Source organism: Roseicella sp. DB1501 (genome assembly GCF_013112485.1).
GTDB lineage: Bacteria > Pseudomonadota > Alphaproteobacteria > Acetobacterales > Acetobacteraceae > Paracraurococcus.
This window is the reverse complement of the sequence record NZ_JABFHG010000010.1, coordinates 202,219-222,436: the sequence shown is the minus strand read 5'-3', so window position 1 is coordinate 222,436 and position 20,218 is coordinate 202,219. Positions and strand designations below refer to the sequence as shown.

Genomic DNA, 20,218 nt, shown 5'->3' with positions numbered 1-20,218 from the left:
GCCGCCGGCTACGACCCCTTGGCATCACCCCGCCCGAGCGCCAGCGCCCGGGCATAGACCTGCCGCCGCGGCAGGCCGGTCGCCTCGGCGACCAGCGCCGCGGCGTCGCGCAGGCTCATCCCGCCGGCCAACGCGGCGCGCAGCCGCTCCTCCATCTCCGCCTCGCTGCCGGGCTCCTCCGGCGCCGGGCCGATGACGAGGGCGATCTCGCCGCGCGCCGGCGCCGCGGCGTAATGCGCGGCGAGCCCGGCGAGGCTGTCGCGCCGCACCTCCTCGAACCGCTTGGTCAGCTCCCGCGCGACGGCCGCCGGGCGCTCGCCGCCCAGCCCCTCGGCGAGGGCGGCCAGCGTCTCGGCCAGGCGGTGCGGCGCCTCGTAGAGGATCACGGTCGCCGCCAGCCCGGCCCGCTCGCTCGCCCGCAGCCGGGCGATCGCCGCCGCCCGCGGCCCGGCGCGCGGCGGCAGGAAGCCGAGGAAGAGGAAGGGGTGCGGCGGCAGGCCCGACAGGGTGAGCGCCATCACCGCCGCATTCGGGCCGGGCACCGCATGCACCGGCAGCCCCTCGGCGATCGCCGCCCGCACCAGCCGGTAGCCGGGATCGGAGACCAGCGGCGTGCCGGCATCCGAGGCCAGGGCGAGGCGCTCGCCGCCACGAAGCCGTGCGAGGATGCGCGGGGTCTGGTCATCCTCGTTATGCTCGTGCAGAGGGACCATGGCGACCGCGACGCCATGCCGCGACAGCATGGCGCCCGTGACCCTGGTATCCTCGCAGAGCACGGCATCGGCGCCGCGCAGCGTGGCGAGGGCGCGGGGGGAGAGGTCGCCGAGATTGCCGATGGGCGTCGCCACCAGCGTCAGCCCGGATGGGATGGGGGCGCCGGCCGTCGCCGGTCCGGCCGCGGCGGATTCGGTTTCAGGGTGAGGAGTTGCGTTTGCCAGTTCCGTCATGCTCCGCCTGCCGGCACGCGCCGGGGTCGCGCCAGGATCGCCCCGCCGATCGCCCCGCCGATCGCCCCGCCGGGATGGCTGGCCGCCGCGCCGCCTGGCGCCGGCTGCTCGGTGCCGCCCTGCTGCTCTTGCCCGCAGCCGCCTGCGCGCCGCAAGCCCCCTCGCGCCCGGTGGTCGTCGCGGGCCAGGCGCCGGTCGCCGCATTGCCGGCCGAGCCGTCGCGCAACCGCGTCGGCCTGCTGCTGCCGCTCTCGGGCAGCAACCGTGCCCTTGGCCAGGCGATGCTCAACGCCTCGGCGCTGGCGCTGTTCGACCAGGGCGATCCGGGCATCGAGCTGCTGCCGCGCGACACCGGCAGCACCCCTGGCGGGGCCGGGGAGGCGGCGCGCGCCGCCATCGCCGAGGGGGCGAGGGCCTTCGCCGGGCCGCTCACCCTGGGGGAGACCGCCGCCGCCGCCAATGCCGCCCGCGCCTCCGGCGCGCCGGTGCTCGCCTATACCAGCGACGCCTCGCAGGCCGGGCGCGGCGTCTGGGTCATGGGGCTGACGCCGGGCGAGCAGGCGGAACGCATGATGGGGGGGGCGGCGGCGGCCGGCGCGCGCCGTTTCGGCCTGTTGGCCGCAGATGACGAGTTCGGCCGCCGCCTCGGCGCCGCGCTGCGCGCCCGGGCGGAGGCGCTCGGCCTGCCCGCGCCGCTGATCCAGCTGCATGCGCGGCTCGGCGACGTCGCCGCGGCGGCGCGCGACCTGGCGGAGAAGGCCCAGCCGGACGGGCTGGATGCGGTGCTGCTCGGCCATGGCGGGGAGCGGGCGCGGCAGGCCGCCGCGGCGCTGGCCGGCGCCCTGCCGACGCCGCCGCGCTTCCTCGGCACCGCGCTCTGGGCCGGCGACCGGAGCCTGGGGCAGGAGCCGGCGCTGGCCGGGGCCTGGTTCCCCGGCTCCGACCCGCAGGCCCGCGCCGCCTTCGACAGCCGCTACCGGGCCGCCTTCGGCGAGGCGCCGCCGCGGCTGGCCGGCGTCGCCTACGATGCCGCCGCCCTGGCGGCGCGGGCGGTGCAGGAGCCGGGCGGCAACCCGCCGCTCAACCAGCCCATGCTCGGCGCCGACGGGCCGATTCTGCTCGCCCCGGGCGGGCTGGCGCAGCGGGGCCTCGCCATCTTCGCGGTCGATCCGTCAGGCGAGCCGACCCTGGTGGAGCCGGCGCCGATCCCGGGCAGCCCGGCGAGCTAGGGCGTGCGGCCCTAGCCCATGCGCCGGCTGCCGCCTCGCCGGCTGCTCGGGGCGGCGGGCCTGATCGGCGCCGTGCCGGCCGCGGTGCTGCTGAGCCTGATGCTGCTCGGGGCGCTGGCGCCCGGGCCCGGCCTGCTGGCGCTGCTCGCCTGCGGCCTCGGCGCGCTGCTGGTGGCGGCGCTCTGGCTCGGCAACCTGGCGCGGCTCGCCGAGGCGCTGGGTCGCGCCGCCGCGGAGGACGGGCAGCTCGTCCCGCCCTCCTCGACGCCGCTGCTGCCGGCGGTGGAGGAGATCGTCGATGGCGTCGCCCGGCTGGCCCGCACCCTGGCCGAGCGCGACCTGCTGGTCGGGCGGCTGCGCCAGGCCGATGCGGCGATCGTCGAGAGCCTGCCCGATCCGCTGCTCGTCCTCTCGCCCGGGCGCCGGCCGCTGCGCGCCAATGCCGCGGCGCGGGCGCTGTTCGGCGAGGCGGCGGTGAGCGCGGCGGAGGCGGCCGGCGGCGATGCGGCCGGGCCGCGCGACGGCGACATCGCGGCGCTGCTGCGCCATCCGGCGATGGCCGAGGCGGTGGACCGGGCCCTGGCGGAGCACCGGCCGCAGACCGCCGACCTGACCCTGCCGGTGCCGGTCGCGCGCGAGATCGCGGCGCAGGTGATCCCGATGGAGCCGCCGCTGGCCGATGGCGGCCGGCTGGTGATCGTGCTGTCGGACCGGACGCGGGAGCGGGCGCTGGAGCGGATGCGGGCGGATTTCGTCGCCAATGCCAGCCACGAGCTCCGCACTCCGCTCGCCAGCCTGATCGGCTTCATCGAGACGCTGCGCGGCCCGGCCGAGGATGACCCAGCGGCGCGCACCCGCTTCCTCGGCATCATGGCGGAGCAGTCCGAGCGGATGCGGCGGCTGATCGACGACCTGCTCGGCCTGTCGCGCGTCGAGATGACCGAGCACCAGCCGCCGACCGGCACGGCGCGGCTGGCGCCCATGGTCCGCGGCGAGCTGGAGGCGCTGGAGCCGCTGCTGCGCGGGCGCCGCATCCGGCTGCAGGCGCGGCTGGAGGAGGCGGCGGTGGCGAGCCCGGCCGATCCCGAGCAGCTCGCCCAGGTGGTGCGCAACCTGGTGGAGAACGCCATCCGGCACGGGCGGGAGGGCGGCGAGGTCACGGTCACGCTGCGCGGCGGCGAGGGCGGCGGCCGCCGCGCCGGGGTGGTGCTGGAGGTGGCCGATGACGGGCCGGGCATCCCGCGCGAGCACATCCCGCGCCTGACCGAGCGCTTCTATCGGGTGGACAAGGGGCGCTCGCGCAGCGCCGGCGGCACCGGGCTCGGCCTCGCCATCGTCAAGCACGTGGTCAACCGCCATCGCGGCCAGCTGACGATCGAGAGCGGCGAGGGGATGGGGGCGCTGTTCCGCGTCTGGCTGCCCGGTGCCGTCCGGGCGCCGGTCGCGGAGGCCAGGCCGGATGCCCCGGCCGCGATGCCGTCGCGATCGCCGCGGCGCGGCGCCGGCTGAGCCGTGCCCGGCGGCCCGGCCGGGGATGCGGGCGCCAGCACGCGGGCGATCCGCGGTCCTCACAAGTCGGCTCTGTCGTCATCCCATGCATGGCAGTCGCATTAAAGAGTCGCGCCGGTTTCCGGCGGGGCGATCAGAACTTGTTGGATCACGCAATTTCGAATGGTATACTATGCGCTGGCATTGAAATTCCGGGCAGAAATCTCGTTTTTCAGACCGGCTGTGCCGTGGCAGCACGAGAAGCGGTTGCGCATGACGGAACGGCAGGATGCGTCACCCATCATCGAGTTTGCGATCGCTGCCGCATCCCGACACCGCAGGCCCTTCCGCTCCCCCACGCCGCGCCTCGGCACCCTGGTGATCGGTCTTGGCCGGCCGGCGTGGCGGGTGGTCCGCGGCCTCTGGCAGGCCCGGGGACACGCACGGGGGCAGGCCGGAGGGCAGGCCCGGCCAGCGCTCGCCTCGGGATTGCGCACCCATCTCCTCGCCCTGGTGCTCGCCGCCCTGGTGCCGGCGCTCGCGGTCGGCGCCATGGCCGCCTGGATCGCGGTCGAGGGCGAGGAGGCGGCGGAGATCGCCCGGCTGCGCGACGCCGCCCGCGCCCTCTCCCTGGCGGTGGACCGCGACCTCATGGCGCAGATCGCCGCCCTCGAGGCCTTCGCCGCCGCGCCGGTGCTGCGGACCGACCTCCTCTCGGACGACATCACCGCGCTCGACACCTATGCCCGGCGCGTCGCCTGGCAGATCGGCAGCCCGGTCAGCCTGGTTCGTCCCGACGGCCAGGCGATGGTCAACACCGCCCTGCCGCCGGGCCAGCCGCCGCGGGTGACGCGGCCCGCCTTCGTCGCCGAGGTGCTCGCCGCCGGCCACCCGATCGTCAGCGACCTCATCGTCAACCCGGCGACCGGGCGGCGGGTCTTCTCCATCGGCGTGCCGGTCTGGGACGCCACGGGCCAGGCGGTGATGGTGCTCTGCGTCGCCTCGCCGCTGGCCCGCATGCAGCGTCTGCTCGCGGCGCAGCACCTGCCCGAGGCGGCGCAGGCGATGATCGGCGATGCCGGCGGCCGCCTCATCGCCCTCTCCGACGCCGATCACGACCGCTTCGCCAGCCAGCCGATCCCCCCGGTCAACCTCGCGCATGTCATGGACCGGCGGGAGGGGCTGTTCCGCGGCCCGACCCTGCACCGCCGCGACGCCGTCTTCGCCTTCCACGACATCGCCACCGCGCCCGGCTGGACGGTCTTCGTCGCCGAGCCGGCGGCGACGATCGAGGCGGTGCGGCGCGGGCCGCTGCTGGCGCTCGCCGCCGGCGGCCTCCTGGCGCTCCTCCTCGGCGGCAGCCTCGCCCTGGCGCTGTCGCGGCGCATCCTGCGGCCGCTTGGCCGGCTGCATGGCCATGCCCTGGCCCTGTCGGCCGACCGGCCGCATCCGGACCTGGCGAGCCTGCCGCCGCTGCCGGTCGCCGAGCTCGAGGCCCTGCGCCGCGGCTTCGCGGCGGCGGAGGAGGCGCTGCACCGCCGCAGCGCCGCCGAGCGGCGGGCGCTCGCCGAGCTGAACGCCATCTATGCCGCCGTGCCGGTCGGCCTCGCCCTGATCGACCGCGACTGCCGCTACCGCAGCCTCAACAACGCCCTGGCGGAGATGAACGACCTGCCGGTGGCGATGCATCTCGGCCGCCATGTCGCGGAGGTGGCGCCGGCGCTCTGGAGCCAGGTCGGGTCCTGCTACCAGGCGGTGCTCGAGACCGGCCAGCCCGTCCTCGACCGGCTGGTGCGCGGCGCCGCCCGGCCGGGGGGCAAATCGTGCGAGCGCCTCGTCTCCTACGTCCCGGTCCGCGACGAGGCGGGGGATCTCTGGGGCGTCAGCATCGTCGCGCATGACGTGACCGAGCAGCGCCGCGCCGCCGCCGACCTCGCCGCGAGCGAGGAGCGCTTCCGCCTGCTGGTCGAGGGCGTCGCCGACCACGCCCTGGTGATGCTCGGCGCCAAGGGGGAGGTGGCGAGCTGGAACGCCGGCGCCGAGCGGGTGGAAGGCTGGTCGACGCAGGAGGCGATGGGCCAGCCCTATGCCATGTTCTTCACTCCGGAGGACCGCGAGGCCGGCCTGCCGGCGGCGATCCTGGCCCAGGCCCGGCGCGAGGGCGTCTTCCGCGGCGAGGGCTGGCGGCTGCGGCGGGACGGCGCGCGCTTCCGCGCCGCGGTGACCCTGACCGCCCTGCACGACGAGGCCGGGCGGCTGCGCGGCTTCGCCAAGGTGGCGCGCGACGTCACCGAGCGGCGCCGGGCGGAGGAGATGCGCGCGCTGCTCGCCCGCGAGGTCGACCACCGCGCCAAGAACGTGCTCGCCGTCGCCCTCTCGCTGCTGCGGCTGACGCCGCGCGACGATGCCGCCCGCTTCGCCGCCTCGGTCGAGGGGCGCATCGCCGCCATGGCGCGGGCGCATTCCCTGCTCGCCACCGGCGGCTGGAAGGGCGCCGAGCTGCACGCCCTGGCCGAGGGCGAGCTGGCGGCGCATGCCGGGCAGGTCAGCCTCGCCGGTCCCTGCCTGAGCCTCGCGCCGGATGCCGTGCAGCCGGTGGCGATGCTGCTGCACGAGCTGGCGACCAATGCGGCGAAATACGGCGCCCTCGGCCGTGCCGGCGGGCATGTGGCCCTGCACTGGGCGCGGGAGGCCGAGGGCGGCCTCCGCCTCGACTGGCGCGAGAGCGGCGGTCCGGCGGTGGCGGCGCCGGGCGGCCGGCGCGGCTTCGGCTCCCGGCTGATGGCCACGCTGGTCGGGCAGCAGCTCGGCGGCGAGATCGTCTTCGACTGGCGGCCGGACGGGCTGCAATGCCGCATCACCCTGCCGGCGCGCCGGCTGCAGGCCGATCCGCTGCCGGCGCCCGATGTGGCGCCCGACACGGTGCCCGTATCGGTATGACGCCGCGGCCCTCCGCAGCGCGGGGCAGCATGCCCATATGAAGGGCGACCCCGCCCGGCCGGTCTCCCGCCGGGCCGCCCTCATGCCCATCCGGGCCAGTATCCCATGCCCATCCGGGCAATGTCCCCGCCCTGCCGGCATCCCCATTCTCGGGGGGACCGAGGAGCCTGCCATGACCGATGCCTTCGCCGATCCTCTCGCCCTCCTCTCCGACCGCCTGGCCCAGCTCACCGCCGAGGGGGCGGCGCGGGTGGTCGCGGTGCATGGTCGCGACGGCCGCGCCCGCTCCGGCCTGCTCTGGGCCGACGGGCTGGTGGTCACCGCCGAGGAGGCGCTCGAGCGCGATGACGAGCTCGCCGTCACCCTGCCGAACGGCCGGGTGATCCCGGCCGGCCTCGCCGGCCGCGACCCGGGGACAGACGTCGCCCTGCTGCGCGCCGAGACCGGCAGCGTCGCGCCCCTGGTGCCGGCGCCGCCGGCGGCGCTGGCGCCGGGCCATCTGCTGCTCGCCCTCGGCCGCGGCGAGCACGGGCCGACCGCCGCCTACGGGATCGCCGCCGTCGTGGCCGGCCCCTGGCGCTCGATGCGCGGCGGCCGGCTCGACCGGCGGATCGAGCTCGGCTTCCGGCTCGATCCGGTCGCCGAGGGCGGCGCGGTGCTCGACCATGCCGGGCGGCTGGTCGGCATGGCGGTGCCGGGGCCGCGGCGGCGGGCGCTCACCATCCCGGCCGAGACCATCGCCCGCGCCGTCGAGCAGCTGCGCACCCGCGGCCGGGTGGCGCGGGGCTATCTCGGTCTCGCCATGCAGCCGGTGCAGCTCGGCGAGCGGCGCGGCCTCATCGTCGTCGGCGTCGATCCGCGCAGCCCGGCCGGGGAGGCGGGCGTCCTCATCGGCGACGTGCTGGCCGCCTGGGATGGCGACCCGCTCGGCTCGGTGCGGGAGATGCTGGCGCGGCTCGACCCCGACAGCGTCGGCCGGCAGGTGACGCTGGAGTTGGTGCGGGCCGGGCAGCCGCACCGGCTGCAGGTCCGGATTGGCGAGCGGGCGGCGGCCTGAGCATGGTCCGCTTCGCAGACGACACCCTGGCGCCCGCGGCGGCCCGACGTCCGGCTGGCCGGCTCCCCACCCCCCCTGCGGCTGCACCGGTGCCGCAGCGTGCCCCGGTCGCGGTGGCGCTGCGGCCACCGGACCCGGACCGGGCGGCGCGCCTTGCCGGCCTTGCCGGGCTGCGGGTGGTGAGCGACGCCCTGGCGGCCGATGTGCTGCTGGCCGAGGCGATGCCGCCGGACCGCAAGGAGGCGCCGGAGGCGCGTCCGGGCGAGGTGCCCGTGCTGGTGCTGGCGGAGGGCGCAGCGGCACTCGCGGCGCTGCGGGCCGGGGCGCGCGGCGTCCTTGCCCCGGAGGCGCCGCCGGCGCAGCTCGAGGCGGCGCTGGTCGCGCTTGCCCGTGGCCTCGCCGTGCTGCCGCCGGCGCTGCTGCCGGCCCTGGCCGGGCGCGAGCCGGCGCCGGTGGAGGCCGGGCTGACGCGGCGGGAGCGGGAGGTGCTGGACCTGCTCGCGGCCGGCGCCTCGAACAAGGTGATCGCGCGGCGGCTGAACCTCTCCTTCCACACCGCCAAGGCGCATGTCGCCTCGGTGTTGCAGAAGCTCGGGGCGAGCAGCCGGGCGGACGCGGTGGCGCGCGGGGCGCGGGCGGGCTTGGTCCTGCTGTAGAATTCCCCGCGAAACCGCTTCGCGGGAGCCCCATGAGGGTTCCTCCTGTCCAAAGGGCGTCACAGCCTGCCGCGGCAGGCTGTGACGGGCAGCGACGGCTTTGATGGGCGCCTTGCAGACCCCGATCGGGTGAGGAGGCTCCAACGGTCGGCGACGCTGCTTGCCGCAGCCGGCCGGCGGCGGGGCGGGGGAGGAGGGCTGTTGACGGTGTTGCCAATGGTTGCTCTTGCCACCCGCAGCGACTACCTGACGCGGTGACCGGTCCCCTCGCGGGACCCTTTCCCAATCATAGACAAGTCATGGACATGAGCGACCCAGCCGACACGCCGCCGGTGACCCCACCCGCGGAGGAGAACGCCGCGGCCCAGGAGCCGGCGACGCCCGAGGCGCGCATCGCCGCGCTCGAGGCTGAGGCGGCGGAGTTCCGCGACCGCTGGCTGCGGGCGGAGGCGGAGATGCAGAATCTGCGCAGCCGCACCCAGCGCGAGGTGGCGGATGCGCGGCAATACGCCATTCAGAAATTCGCCGGCGATGTGGTGGAGGCGGCGCAGAACCTGCGTCGCGGCCTCGAGGCGCTGCCACCACGCGAGGAGGGCGAGCCGGAGCTGCTGACCAAGCTGCGCGAGGGGTTCGAGGGGGTGGAGCGCAGCTTCCTCGGCATCCTCGAGCGCAACGGCGTCGCCCGCCGCGAGGCGCAGGGCGAGCGCTTCGATCCCGAGCTGCACCAGGCGATGGCCGAGCAGCCGGCGCCGCCCGGCGTCGCGCCGGGGACGGTGCTGCAGGCCTGGACCCCGGCCTGGACGCTGAACGGCCGGCTGCTGAAGCCGGCGATGGTGGTGGTCGCCGCGGGCGGCGCGGGGTGATGCCGCGCGGGTGGCGCGGGGTGATGCGGCGCGCCATGGTGCTGCGCCGGTCGCACGGAGTGCTGCCCGGGGTGCCTGCGACCGCCTGATTATTTGTCGGACCGCGCGGTCTCGGGACTTGTTCCACTGATACCCCGCGAATACATCCACAGGCGAGGCCGCCGATCGGCGGCCAGGACCCCATCCGAAACCGTGAGGGACCCTCGTCCCTCGGAGAAGCCAAGGGGGCCAGGCGCGGTGCCTTCCAGGGGCCGCCCTCGCCCGCCGCAAAGGAGAAGTACGGATGAGCAAGGTAATCGGCATCGACCTCGGCACGACCAATTCCTGCGTTGCCATCATGGAAGGCAAGGAAACGCGGGTCATCGAGAATGCCGAGGGCGCCCGCACCACGCCCTCCATGGTGGCCTTCGCCAAGAATGGCGAGCGCCTCGTCGGCCAGAGCGCCAAGCGCCAGGCCGTGACCAACCCGACCAACACCCTCTACGCCGTCAAGCGCCTGATCGGCCGTCGCTTCGACGACGCGATGGTGAAGAAGGACATGGATCTCGTCCCCTACCACATCGTGCGCGCCGACAACGGCGATGCCTGGGTGGAGGTCGAGGGCCAGAAATACGCGCCGCAGCAGATCAGTGCCTACATCCTGACCAAGATGAAGGAGACGGCCGAGAACTATCTCGGCGAGAAGGTGTCGCAGGCCGTCATCACCGTCCCCGCCTATTTCAATGACGCCCAGCGCCAGGCGACGAAGGAGGCTGGCGCGATCGCGGGCCTCGAGGTGCTGCGCATCATCAACGAGCCGACCGCGGCCGCGCTCGCCTACGGCATGGACCAGAAGAAGGGCGGCACCATCGCGGTCTATGACCTCGGCGGCGGCACCTTCGACATCTCCATCCTCGAGATCGGCGACGGCGTCTTCGAGGTGAAGTCGACCAACGGCGACACCTTCCTCGGCGGCGAGGACTTCGATCAGCGGATCATCGATTACCTGGCGGACGAGTTCAAGCGCGAGCAGGGCATCGACCTGCGCAGCGACAAGCTCGCCCTGCAGCGACTGAAGGAGGCCGCCGAGAAGGCGAAGATCGAGCTGTCGAGCTCGAAGCAGACCGAGATCAACCTGCCTTTCATCACCGCCGACGCCTCCGGGCCGAAGCACCTCGTGATGCAGCTCACCCGCGCCAAGCTGGAAGCCCTGGTCGACGACCTGATCCAGCGCACGCTTGAGCCAAGCAAGCAGGCGCTGAAGGATGCCGGCGTCTCGGCCGGCGAGATCGACGAGGTGATCCTGGTCGGCGGCATGACCCGCATGCCCAAGGTCATCGAGGCGGTGAAGGCCTTCTTCGGCAAGGAGCCGGCCCGCAACGTCAACCCGGACGAGGTCGTCGCCATCGGCGCCGCGATCCAGGGCGGCGTGCTGAAGGGCGAGGTGAAGGACGTCCTGCTGCTCGACGTCACGCCGCTCTCCCTCGGCATCGAGACGCTGGGCGGCGTCTTCACCCGGCTGATCGACCGCAACACGACGATCCCGACCAAGAAGTCGCAGGTCTTCAGCACGGCGGACGACAACCAGACCGCGGTCACCATCAAGGTCTACCAGGGTGAGCGCGAGATGGCGGCGGACAACAAGCTGCTGGGCAATTTCGACCTGCAGGGCATCCCGCCGGCGCCGCGCGGCGTGCCGCAGATCGAGGTGACCTTCGACATCGACGCCAACGGCATCGTCTCCGTCCAGGCCAAGGACAAGGCGACGGGCAAGGAGCAGCAGATCAAGATCCAGGCCCGCTCCGGCCTGTCGGATGCCGATATCGAGCGCATGGTGAAGGAGGCCGAGGCCAATGCCGAGGCCGACAAGAAGCGCCGCGACGCGGTCGAGGCGCGCAACCAGCTCGAGGCGCTGATCCACAGCAGCGAGAAGACGCTGCAGGATAACGGCGACAAGGTCGGCTCGGCGGAGAAGGCCGAGGTCGAGGCGGCGCTGGCCGAGGCCCGCACCGCGCTCGAGAGCGGCGAGCCCGAGACCCTGCGCGGCGCCGGGGAGAAGCTCTCCCAGGCGGCGATGAAGATGGGCGAGGCGCTCTACAAGCAGCAGCAGGCGGCCGAGCAGGCCCCGCCGGGCGCGGCTGGCGCCGCCGGCGGCCCGCCCCCGGGCGGCGAGAAGGTCGTGGATGCCGATTTCGAGGAAGTCGATCCCAACAAGAAGAAGCCCGGCTGAATCCGGTCGCCCACGGGGCGGCCGGCGGGGCGGCCCGCAAGCCGCCCCGCCGGTTGGGTGGATGCGGCGCGGTTCCGCGCCGGGGAGCGAGGCGGGCGCCCGGTGACCGCCGCCCGGTCCAGGCGGGCCGGGCGGCGGGCCGGGCGCCACGCCGTTCCGGACATCCACGGATGGGTCATCGCTTGAGGGGGATACTGCCCGTGGAGGGGTATCCCAGGCTGGACCGGAGCGGGGCAGGGCGGCCGAAAGGTCCGTGAGACAGGGCGCGGTTATGGCGAAGCGGGATTACTATGAAATACTTGGCGTCTCGCGCGAGGCGACCGAGGACGACCTGAAGCGGGCGTATCGCAAGCTGGCGATGAAGTATCACCCGGATCGCAACCAGGGTGACAAGGACGCCGAGACCCGTTTCAAGGAAGTCAACGAGGCTTATGACTGCCTGAAGGACGGCGAGAAGCGCGCGGCCTATGACCGCTTCGGCCATGCCGCCTTCGAGCAGGGCGGCGGCTTCGGCGGCAATCCCTTCGGCGCCGGCTTCGAGGACATCTTCGAGGAGATGTTCGGCCGCTTCGGCGGCGGGGGCGGGCGCGGCGGCCGCCGGCAGGCCTCGGGCCGCGGCGCCGATCTGCGCACCATGGTCGAGATCGGCCTGGAGGAGGCCTTCGCCGGCGTCAAGAAGACGGTGCGCGTTCCCTCCTCGGTGAGCTGCGACGCCTGTTCCGGCACCGGCGCCGAGGGCGGCAGCGGTGCCGCCCAGACCTGCCCGACCTGCCAGGGCGCGGGCAAGGTGCGGGCGCAGCAGGGCTTCTTCCTGATCGAGCGGACCTGCCCCACCTGCGGCGGCCAGGGCCGCGTCATCAAGAACCCCTGCAAGGTCTGCCAGGGCGCCGGGCGGGTGCAGCGCGACCGCACCCTCAGCGTCTCCATCCCGGCCGGCGTCGAGGACGGGACCCGCATCCGCCTTGCCGGCGAGGGCGAGGCCGGGCTGCGCGGCGCGCCGGCGGGCGACCTATACGTGGACGTCTCCATCCGGGCGCATCCGATCTTCCAGCGCGACGGCGCCAACATCTTCGTCCGGGTGCCGCTGCGCATGACCCAGGCGGCGCTCGGCGGCAGCGTCGAGGTGCCGAGCATCGATGGCGGCCGCGCCCGCGTCAGCATCCCGGCCGGCACCCAGGCGGGCGACCAGTTCCGCCTGCGCGGCAAGGGCTTCTCGGTGCTGCGCAGCGCGGCGCGGGGGGACATGTTCGTGCAGGTCTCGGTGGAGACGCCGCAGAACCTTTCGCCGCGGCAGCGCGAGTTGCTGGAGCAGTTCGAGGCCGAGGCCTCCCAGGCCGGCCGCACCAGCCCGGAGGCGGAGGGCTTCTTCGCCCGGGTGAAGGAGTTCTGGGACGGGCTGGGGCGCTAGGAGCGCCCCACACAACCGCTTCGCGGCTTTGCAACGGCTGGCGGCAAGCTGCGACGGGGGCGCGCGTGGCCCCGAAGCCGGCTTTGGTGCAGGGCGTTCGGACGCGTTGAGTCGGTCGACCGACGGGAACCGGCCGCACGGATCCACGTTCTGTGGTCCGACCGTCGCATTCCCCCCAGCGGCGGATCTGGCAGGCGGCGGTGCGGACGCGGTCCCACCCGCATCGCCGCCCGCCCCCCTCTCCCCCATCGCTGCCACCGTTGCACCAAGGAGGCCCGCATGGCCGACAGGGAAGATCCCGTCACGCCCGGCATGGAGCGCGAGGAGACGCCGCAGCTCATCGCCGCCGGCAAGGTCCATGGCACGCCGGTCTACAACCGCGACGGCGAGCATCTCGGCACCATCGAGGACGTGATGCTCGACAAGCGCTCGGGCCGCGTGGCCTATGCGGTGATGAGCTTCGGCGGCTTCCTCGGCATCGGCGAGCGCCACCACCCGCTGCCCTGGTCGGTGCTGCAATTCGACCCGTCCCTCGGCGGCTATGTCGTCGATCTCGACCGCGACAAGCTGAAGGACGCGCCCGCCTATGCGGTGGGCAGTGCGCCGGATTGGGGCAGCCGCGACTGGGGCCGGCAGGTGGACGACTATTGGGGCGCCCGCTCCATCTGAGGTGCCGGCCTGCCCTGAGCGCGGCGTCCCCCTGCGGGGCCTTGCCGCCGCCGGCGCGCCCGGCCATGACGGGGCCGGGATCGCTGGGGGAGACACCATGCCCGTTCGCATCGGCATCGCCGGCCTGGCTGGCCGCATGGGGCGGTTGCTCGCCGAGGAGGTGCTCGCCGCCGGGGCGAGCCTCGCGGGTGGCACGCGCCGCCGCGCGGGCGAGGAGGAAGCGCTGCCAGCCCCTTTGCTGCCCGAGATCGGCGCCCTCTGCGCCGCCAGCGACGTGGTGATCGACTTCACCCATGCCGCCGCCGCGGCCGGCCATATCGCCGCGGCGGTGGCGGCGGGCACGCCCCTGGTTCTCGGCACTTCGGGCCTCTCGGCCGCTGACGAGGCGATGGTGGCGGAGGCCGCGGGGCGGGTGCCCATCGTCTATGCCGCTAATTTCGCCCCGGGCGTGAACCTCGTCCTGGCGCTCGCCGAGCGCATGGCGGCCGCGCTGCCGGCCGAGCAATACGATGCCGAGATCCTCGAGATGCATCACCGGCAGAAGGTGGACGCCCCCTCCGGCACCGCGGTCGCGCTCGGCCGGGCGGTGGCGCGCGGGCGCGGCACGACGCTGGAGGCGGCCGGGACGGAGAGCGGGCGGGACGGCCATACCGGCGCGCGCGGCACCGGCAGCATCGGCTTCGCGGCCCTGCGCGGCGGGCAGGTGGTGGGCGAGCACACGCTGCTCTTCGCCTCCGGCTCCGAGCACATCGCGCTGACCCATCGCAGCTTCGACCGGCGGGTCTATGCCACCGGGGCCGTCCGGGCGGCGCTCTGGCTGCAAGGCCGGGCGCCTGGCCTCTACGACATGAAGCATGTGCTCGGGATGGGCTGAACACGATTCGTCCATGCACGAAGCGCGGAAACGAGGGCATGGCGCATGTCCCGGCGCGCCGCGTCCGGGACGTCGCTGACCGATCGGCCAGGGACGCCCGATTTCGCCTGCGTTGTCAGCGGCCTGCCGATCCGCTGCGTCCGTGGGGAGGCTTACCAAGGCCGCGAGCGGGCGAGACTTAGGGTATCGAAGCGTCCAGGCGGGGCCGATACTTCCGCTGCATAAGCATACCTTTATGTCAGCGGCCTTGACCCTGCGCCCCGCTTGCTGCGAAACAGCGCGCGACCGGTTGGGTGCGTGCCATTGTCGCTCGCGGCACCCGAACCTGCCGGTGTGGCCAGGCCGGGGCCCCGCCGGTTTCCCCGCGCGACAAGAGGACGAATCACGCCATGCGCGATAAGGGCGAGTATCTCTTCACTTCCGAATCCGTGTCCGAGGGGCATCCGGACAAGGTCGCCGACCGCATTTCCGACACGGTGCTGGATGCCTTCCTCGCCGCCGATCCCTATGCGCGCGTGGCCTGCGAGACGCTGGTGACCACCAACCGCATCGTCCTCGCCGGCGAGACCCGCGGGCCGGAGAGCGTCAACGCCGCGCATCTCGAGGGGCTGGTGCGCGATGCGGTGAAGGAGATCGGCTACGACCAGGCCGGCTTCTCCTGGCGGAACGCCGCCTTCGAGTGCCATCTGCACGCCCAGTCGGCCGATATCGCGGTCGGCGTCGATGCCGCCGGCAACAAGGACGAGGGCGCCGGCGACCAGGGCATCATGTTCGGCTACGCGACGAACGAGACGCCCGAGCTGATGCCCGCGCCGCTCACCTATGCGCACAACATCCTGCGCATCATGGCCGAGCTGCGCCATGCCGGCGACAAGCGCGCCCGCGGCCTGCTGCCGGACGCCAAGAGCCAGGTCACGCTCCGCTACGTCGACGGCAAGCCGGTCGGCGTCACCTGCGTCGTCATCTCGACTCAGCACGAGGACGGGCTGGAGCAGGCCGAGATCAAGGAACTGCTGCGCCCCATCGTGCGCCAGGTCCTGCCCGCGGGCTGGGAGGTGCCGGAGGCCGAGTTCTACGTGAACCCGACCGGCAATTTCGTCATCGGCGGTCCCGACGGCGATGCCGGCCTCACCGGCCGCAAGATCATCGTCGACACCTATGGCGGCGCCGCGCCGCATGGCGGCGGCGCCTTCAGCGGCAAGGACCCGACCAAGGTCGACCGCTCCGCCGCCTATGCCGCGCGCTACGTGGCGAAGAACGTGGTGGCGGCCGGCCTCGCCGATCGCTGCACCATCCAGGTTTCCTACGCCATCGGCGTCTCCAAGCCGCTCTCGGTCTATTTCGACCTGCACGGCACCGGCAAGGATGTGGACGAGGCGAAGCTCGCCAGCGTGGTGCAGGAGGCGGTGAACCTCTCGCCGCGCGGCATCCGCGAGATGCTGCGCCTCAACCGGCCGATCTATGTCCCGACCAGCGCCTACGGGCATTTCGGCCGCAAGCCGGACCTGGCGAAGGACAGCTTCACCTGGGAGCGGACCGACCTGCTCGCGCCCGAGCTGAAGCGCGCCTTCGGCCGCTGATGCACGGCGCCGGCGCGCAGGCCTGGCGTGGCGGCTGCGCGCCGGTGGCCAGACCATATCCGCCGGCGTGCAGGGTTGGTATGGCGGCTGCGCGCCGGTGGCTTAATGCATGACCGCTGACCGTCCGCCCCTCGCCGAGGGCATCCCCGACCGACTCTATGGCCGCCGCCGCAGCCACCCGTTGCGGCCGCGCCAGCAGCGCCTGCTGGACGAGACCCTGCCGCGGCTCCGCCTCGCCCCGGAGGCGGCCGGCGATCCGCGCGCGGCCTTCGCCGCGCCGGTCGAGGCGCTCTGGCTCGAGGTCGGCTTCGGCGGCGGCGAGCATGCGCTGGCGCATGTCGAGGCCAATCCCGGCATCGGCTACATCGCCTCCGAGGTCTTCGAGAACGGGCTCTGCTCCCTGCTCTCGCGCCTCGTCGCTGAGGGAGAGGAGGCGACCGGCCCGCTGCCGGGCAATCTCCGCCTCTGGCCGCAGGATGCCCGGCACCTGCTCGGCCTGCTGCCGCCGGCCTCGCTCGACCGGCTGTTCCTGATGTTCCCCGATCCCTGGCCGAAGGCGCGGCACGCCAAGCGGCGCTTCGTCAATCCGGGCCTGCTGCCGCTGGTCGCGCGGGTGCTGCGGTCGGGTGGGGAGTGGCGCATCGCCACCGACGATCCGACCTATCAGGGCTGGACCGCCGAGGTGCTGGCGGCGCAGGACCGTTTCGCCGTGCCGCCGCCGGCGACGGCGCGGCCGCCGGGCTGGCCGCCGACCCGCTACGAGGCCAAGGCGCTGCGCGACGGGCGGCAGCCGCTCTACTGGTCGCTGCGCCGCCTCGCCGGCTGATCCCGGTCAGCGCTCTGCGCCCGCCGGCGCTCAAAGCGCCAGCAGGAAGGCGACCGCCTGCTCCAGCTCGCCATCCGGCAGGCCGCCGGCGCCGAGGGCGCGCAGCATCAGATAGGCCAGCAGGCCGAGCCCCAGCAGCCCGATTCCGCCAAATACGTGAAACAATAGCTCGTGAAATAATAACTTGAGATTGCGTCGTTGCGCTGGCCGCGCGAGGCGGCGGAAGGTGGCGAGGTCATAGGTCCCGAATTCGGAGGAGGGCGGCGTCTGCATGCGCGGAGTCCACCACGCGCCCGCAAAATCGGGGTTAAACTCGGCGGCAGGTCGTCTCACCTCTGGCGGCGCAATCCTGCTTGCCCCGGCTGGGCGGCCGGCCTATATCTTCACGGATCAATCACCATCCGGGCTCTTCGGGGGGTGGCCTGAAAGGGCCGCCTTTTTTGTTTTGGGCACTGACATCGAACGTCCGCATCATGAGGGCCTGGAGGCGCGCATCGCCGATGCCGTCGCCCCGACCATCGAACACATGGGCTATGAGCTCGTCCGCGTGCAGGTCTCCGGCAAGGAGCGCCCGGTCGTGCAGATCATGGCCGACCGCGCCGACGAGGCGCCCTTCCGCGTCGAGGATTGCGAGGCGATCAGCCACGCCGTCGGCGCGGTGCTGGATGTCGAGGATCCGATCCGCGGCGAATGGACGCTCGAGGTCTCCTCGGCCGGCATCGACCGGCCGCTGACCCGCGCCAAGGACTGGAACCGCTTCGCCGGCCATCTGGCGCAGGTGGAGTTGCAGGTGCCGCAGGAGGGCCGCAAGCGCCTCAAGGGCATCGCGCTCGGCGCCGATGCCGAGACGGCGCGGCTGCGGCTCGAGGACGGCAGCGAGGCGAGCATCGCCCGCAGCAACATCCGCCGCGCCAAGCTGGTGCTGACCGACGACCTCATCGCCGCCACCGCGGCGCCCGCCAGCCAGGACCCTGACGACGAGGATGCGTCGCCGGGCCCCGACGGCAAACCACACTGAAGGGAACTGACCATGGCCGTGGATGTCGCGATCGCGCGCCCTGAGCTGCTGCAGGTCGCCGATGCCGTCGCGCGCGAGAAGATGATCGAGCGCGACGAGGTGCTGGAGGCGATGGAGCAGGCCATCCAGAAGGCCGGCCGCGCCAAGTACGGGCACGAGAAGGACATCCGCGCCGTCATCGACCGCCGCAGCGGCGAGGTCCGCCTCTCCCGCTGGACCGAGGTGGTCGAGGAGGAGCCGGTGGAGAACGAGGCGACGCAGATCCCGCTGCGCATCGCCCGCAAGTTCAAGCCCGAGATCAATGCCGGCGAGTTCATCGTCGACCCGCTGCCGCCGATCGACTTCGGCCGCATCGCGGCGCAGACCGCGAAGCAGGTGATCGTGCAGCGGGTGCGCGAGGTCGAGCGCAAGAAGCAGTTCGACGAGTACAAGGACCGCGTCGGCGAGATCGTCAACGGCATCGTCAAGCGCACCGAGTACGGCAACCTGATGGTCGATCTCGGCCGCGCCGAGGCGCTGCTGCGCCGCGACGAGACGATCCCGCGCGAGGCCTTCCGTAACGGCGACCGGGTGCGCGCCTATATCTACGACGTGCGCGAGGAGCCGCGCGGGCCGCAGATCTTCCTCTCCCGCACCCATCCGGGCTTCCTGGCCAAGCTCTTCGCGCAGGAGGTGCCGGAGATCTACGACGGCATCATCGAGATCAAGGCGGTGGCGCGCGATCCCGGCTCCCGCGCCAAGATGGCGGTCCTCTCGCGCGACAGCAGCATCGACCCGGTCGGCGCCTGCGTCGGCATGCGCGGCAGCCGCGTGCAGGCGGTGGTGCAGGAGCTGCAGGGCGAGAAGATCGACATCATCCCCTGGTCGTCCGACAACGCCACCTTCGTGGTGAACGCCCTCGCCCCGGCCGAGGTGACGAAGGTGGTGCTGGACGATGAGGCGCGGCGGGTTGAAGTGGTGGTGCCCGACGACCAATTATCGCTGGCGATCGGCCGGCGTGGCCAGAATGTGCGCCTTGCCTCCCAGCTCTCCCGCTGGGACATCGACATCCTGACCGAGGCCGAAGAGAGCGAGCGTCGGCAGGAGGAGTTCCGCAAGCGCACCGGCCTCTTCGTCGAGGCGCTGGACGTGGATGACGTGATCGCCGGCCTGCTGGTCACCGAGGGCTTCACCTCGATCGAGGACATCGTCGCCGTCGAGGACGAGGAGCTGGCCGGCATCGAGGGCTTCGATGAGAGCATCGCGGCCGAGCTGAAGCGCCGGGCCGAGGCCTTCCTCGACCGGCGCGACCAGGAATTCGACGAGCAGCGCCGCGGCCTCGGCGTCGAGGATGCGGTGGCGGAAGCCGGCGGCTTCACGCCGCAGCAGTTGGTGGCGCTCGGCGAGAAGGGCGTGAAGACGCTCGACGACCTCGCCGACCTCGCCTCCGACGAGCTAATCGAGATCCTCGGCCCGGATTCGATGGACGAGGATACGGCGAACGCCATCATCATGGCGGCGCGGCAGCATTGGTTCGAGGGCGAGGAGGGAGAGGCCCCGGCGGACGAGGCCGAGGCCGACGAAGCCCAGGCGGAAGAGCCCGAAGCGGGAGAGACCCAGACGGCGGATGATGCGCGCGAAGCCGAAGCCTGAGCGTTCCGCGACGCTGCCACCCGATCCGGGACGCGTTGCGGCGGTTTCCGCCGCATCGGAGGAAGCCGAGCGCGGGCCGCTGCGTCGCTGCATCGTGACCCGCGAGAGCGGGCCGAAGGAGGCGATGCTCCGCTTCGTGCTGGGGCCGGATCAGGCGCTGGTCCCCGACCTGGCCGGGAAGCTGCCTGGCCGGGGAATGTGGTTGTCGGCAAGGGCCGATGTGTTAGAACGCGCGGTGAAGCGCGGCGCCTTCGCCAAGGCGGCCCGTACGACCGTGCAACTGCCCCCCGACCTTGCTGCGCGGATCGTGGACGGCCTTCGAGGCCGCATCCGTGATCTCATCGGCCTCGCCCGTCGGAGTGGCCAAGCGGTCTCCGGGCGGGACACCGTGCGGGAATGGTTGCGGGCCGGCCGTGCCGGCCTGCTGGTTGAGGCATCCGACGGCAGCCCTGCCGAGAGGGCGCGCCTGGTCGGCGGGCGCGAGGTGCCGGTGGTGGCCCCACTTCCGGCGGATATGCTCGGCGGCGTCTTCGGGCGCGACCATGCGGTGCATGTGGCGATAGCCCCCGGGCGCCTCGCCGTGGCGATCGCGCTGGAGGCGGGGCGGCTGGCCGGGCTTTCTGGTTCGGCATCGCCAGCCCCGTCCCGGACGGCCCCGCCCCGGGGCCAGAATCGGGGCCAGGATCAGGGTCCGGCGGGTGGCGCCGGGCGAGACGACAGGAGAGATGGCCCGATGGGCCGATGAGCGGGTAACGGTTGGGCGCGCCATCTCGCGCCCATGTGGATCAACCGGTGAAATCACCGGACATGGCCGGGGCCAGG

Annotated in this window: 17 protein-coding genes; 15 read left to right on the top strand and 2 right to left on the bottom strand. The window is 73.4% G+C overall.

Annotated elements, in window-relative coordinates:
* Nucleotides 1–8: 8 nt before the first annotated feature.
* Nucleotides 9–947 carry a 16S rRNA (cytidine(1402)-2'-O)-methyltransferase gene (gene rsmI, locus HJG45_RS19880; protein ID WP_171614244.1) on the bottom strand — a complete coding sequence of 313 codons (939 nt, stop codon included), beginning with the start codon at nt 945–947 and terminating at the stop codon, nt 9–11.
* A 74-nt stretch (nt 948–1,021) separates the two neighbouring features.
* On the opposite strand from rsmI, the gene HJG45_RS19875 reads away from it, so the two are divergent.
* The 12 genes from HJG45_RS19875 (at nt 1,022) to HJG45_RS19820 (ending at nt 16,746) form a co-directional block, all read left to right on the top strand.
* Nucleotides 1,022–2,176, top strand: coding sequence for an ABC transporter substrate-binding protein (locus HJG45_RS19875; RefSeq protein ID WP_171614242.1), 1,155 nt, complete (start codon nt 1,022–1,024; stop codon nt 2,174–2,176).
* An 18-nt stretch (nt 2,177–2,194) separates the two neighbouring features.
* A complete protein-coding gene (locus tag HJG45_RS19870; RefSeq protein ID WP_171614240.1) occupies nt 2,195–3,685 on the top strand; it encodes an ATP-binding protein in 1,491 nt (496 codons plus the stop codon).
* A 468-nt stretch (nt 3,686–4,153) separates the two neighbouring features.
* Nucleotides 4,154–6,604: a PAS domain S-box protein gene (locus HJG45_RS19865; protein ID WP_171614238.1), complete on the top strand. Its 2,451-nt coding sequence runs from the start codon at nt 4,154–4,156 to the stop codon at nt 6,602–6,604.
* 172 nt (nt 6,605–6,776) lie between these two features.
* Entirely contained in the window at nt 6,777–7,661 is an 885-nt protein-coding gene (locus HJG45_RS19860) for a S1C family serine protease (RefSeq protein ID WP_171614236.1), read from the top strand.
* Nucleotides 7,662–7,750: 89 nt separating this feature from the next.
* Nucleotides 7,751–8,317, top strand: a complete 567-nt coding sequence (locus tag HJG45_RS19855) for a LuxR C-terminal-related transcriptional regulator (RefSeq protein WP_171614234.1) — start codon at nt 7,751–7,753, stop codon at nt 8,315–8,317.
* 305 nt (nt 8,318–8,622) lie between these two features.
* Nucleotides 8,623–9,180 (top strand): nucleotide exchange factor GrpE, encoded by a 558-nt coding sequence (locus tag HJG45_RS19850; RefSeq protein WP_254452647.1) that lies wholly within the window; start codon nt 8,623–8,625, stop codon nt 9,178–9,180.
* Between the two features lie 283 nt (nt 9,181–9,463).
* On the top strand, nt 9,464–11,389 hold the full coding sequence (dnaK, locus tag HJG45_RS19845; protein ID WP_171614230.1) for a molecular chaperone DnaK: 1,926 nt from the start codon (nt 9,464–9,466) through the stop codon (nt 11,387–11,389).
* 271 nt (nt 11,390–11,660) lie between these two features.
* On the top strand, nt 11,661–12,797 hold the full coding sequence (gene dnaJ / locus HJG45_RS19840; protein WP_171614227.1) for a molecular chaperone DnaJ: 1,137 nt from the start codon (nt 11,661–11,663) through the stop codon (nt 12,795–12,797).
* A 279-nt stretch (nt 12,798–13,076) separates the two neighbouring features.
* Complete coding sequence (locus HJG45_RS19835) at nt 13,077–13,466, top strand: PRC-barrel domain-containing protein (protein ID WP_171614225.1); 390 nt, start codon at nt 13,077–13,079, stop codon at nt 13,464–13,466.
* Nucleotides 13,467–13,563: 97 nt separating this feature from the next.
* Nucleotides 13,564–14,340: a 4-hydroxy-tetrahydrodipicolinate reductase gene (gene dapB / locus HJG45_RS19830; RefSeq protein ID WP_171614223.1), complete on the top strand. Its 777-nt coding sequence runs from the start codon at nt 13,564–13,566 to the stop codon at nt 14,338–14,340.
* Between the two features lie 389 nt (nt 14,341–14,729).
* Nucleotides 14,730–15,920: a methionine adenosyltransferase gene (gene metK / locus HJG45_RS19825; RefSeq protein WP_171614221.1), complete on the top strand. Its 1,191-nt coding sequence runs from the start codon at nt 14,730–14,732 to the stop codon at nt 15,918–15,920.
* 109 nt (nt 15,921–16,029) lie between these two features.
* Nucleotides 16,030–16,746 (top strand): tRNA (guanosine(46)-N(7))-methyltransferase TrmB, encoded by a 717-nt coding sequence (locus HJG45_RS19820; RefSeq protein ID WP_171614219.1) that lies wholly within the window; start codon nt 16,030–16,032, stop codon nt 16,744–16,746.
* 30 nt (nt 16,747–16,776) lie between these two features.
* Here HJG45_RS19820 and HJG45_RS19815 read toward each other — a convergent pair whose 3' ends face one another.
* Entirely contained in the window at nt 16,777–17,019 is a 243-nt protein-coding gene (locus tag HJG45_RS19815; protein WP_171614217.1) for a hypothetical protein, read from the bottom strand.
* A 172-nt stretch (nt 17,020–17,191) separates the two neighbouring features.
* On the opposite strand from HJG45_RS19815, the gene rimP reads away from it, so the two are divergent.
* Genes rimP through HJG45_RS19800 form a run of 3 tightly spaced genes read left to right on the top strand, consistent with a single transcriptional unit; the run spans nt 17,192 to nt 20,141 of the window.
* Complete coding sequence (gene rimP, locus HJG45_RS19810) at nt 17,192–17,764, top strand: ribosome maturation factor RimP (RefSeq protein ID WP_254452646.1); 573 nt, start codon at nt 17,192–17,194, stop codon at nt 17,762–17,764.
* A gap of 12 nt (nt 17,765–17,776) precedes the next feature.
* A complete protein-coding gene (gene nusA, locus HJG45_RS19805; RefSeq protein WP_171614213.1) occupies nt 17,777–19,396 on the top strand; it encodes a transcription termination factor NusA in 1,620 nt (539 codons plus the stop codon).
* Nucleotides 19,371–20,141 carry an RNA-binding protein gene (locus HJG45_RS19800; protein WP_254452645.1) on the top strand — a complete coding sequence of 257 codons (771 nt, stop codon included), beginning with the start codon at nt 19,371–19,373 and terminating at the stop codon, nt 20,139–20,141. The genes nusA and HJG45_RS19800 overlap by 26 nt, the downstream gene beginning before the upstream one ends.
* The last annotated feature ends 77 nt before the right edge of the window (nt 20,142–20,218 follow it).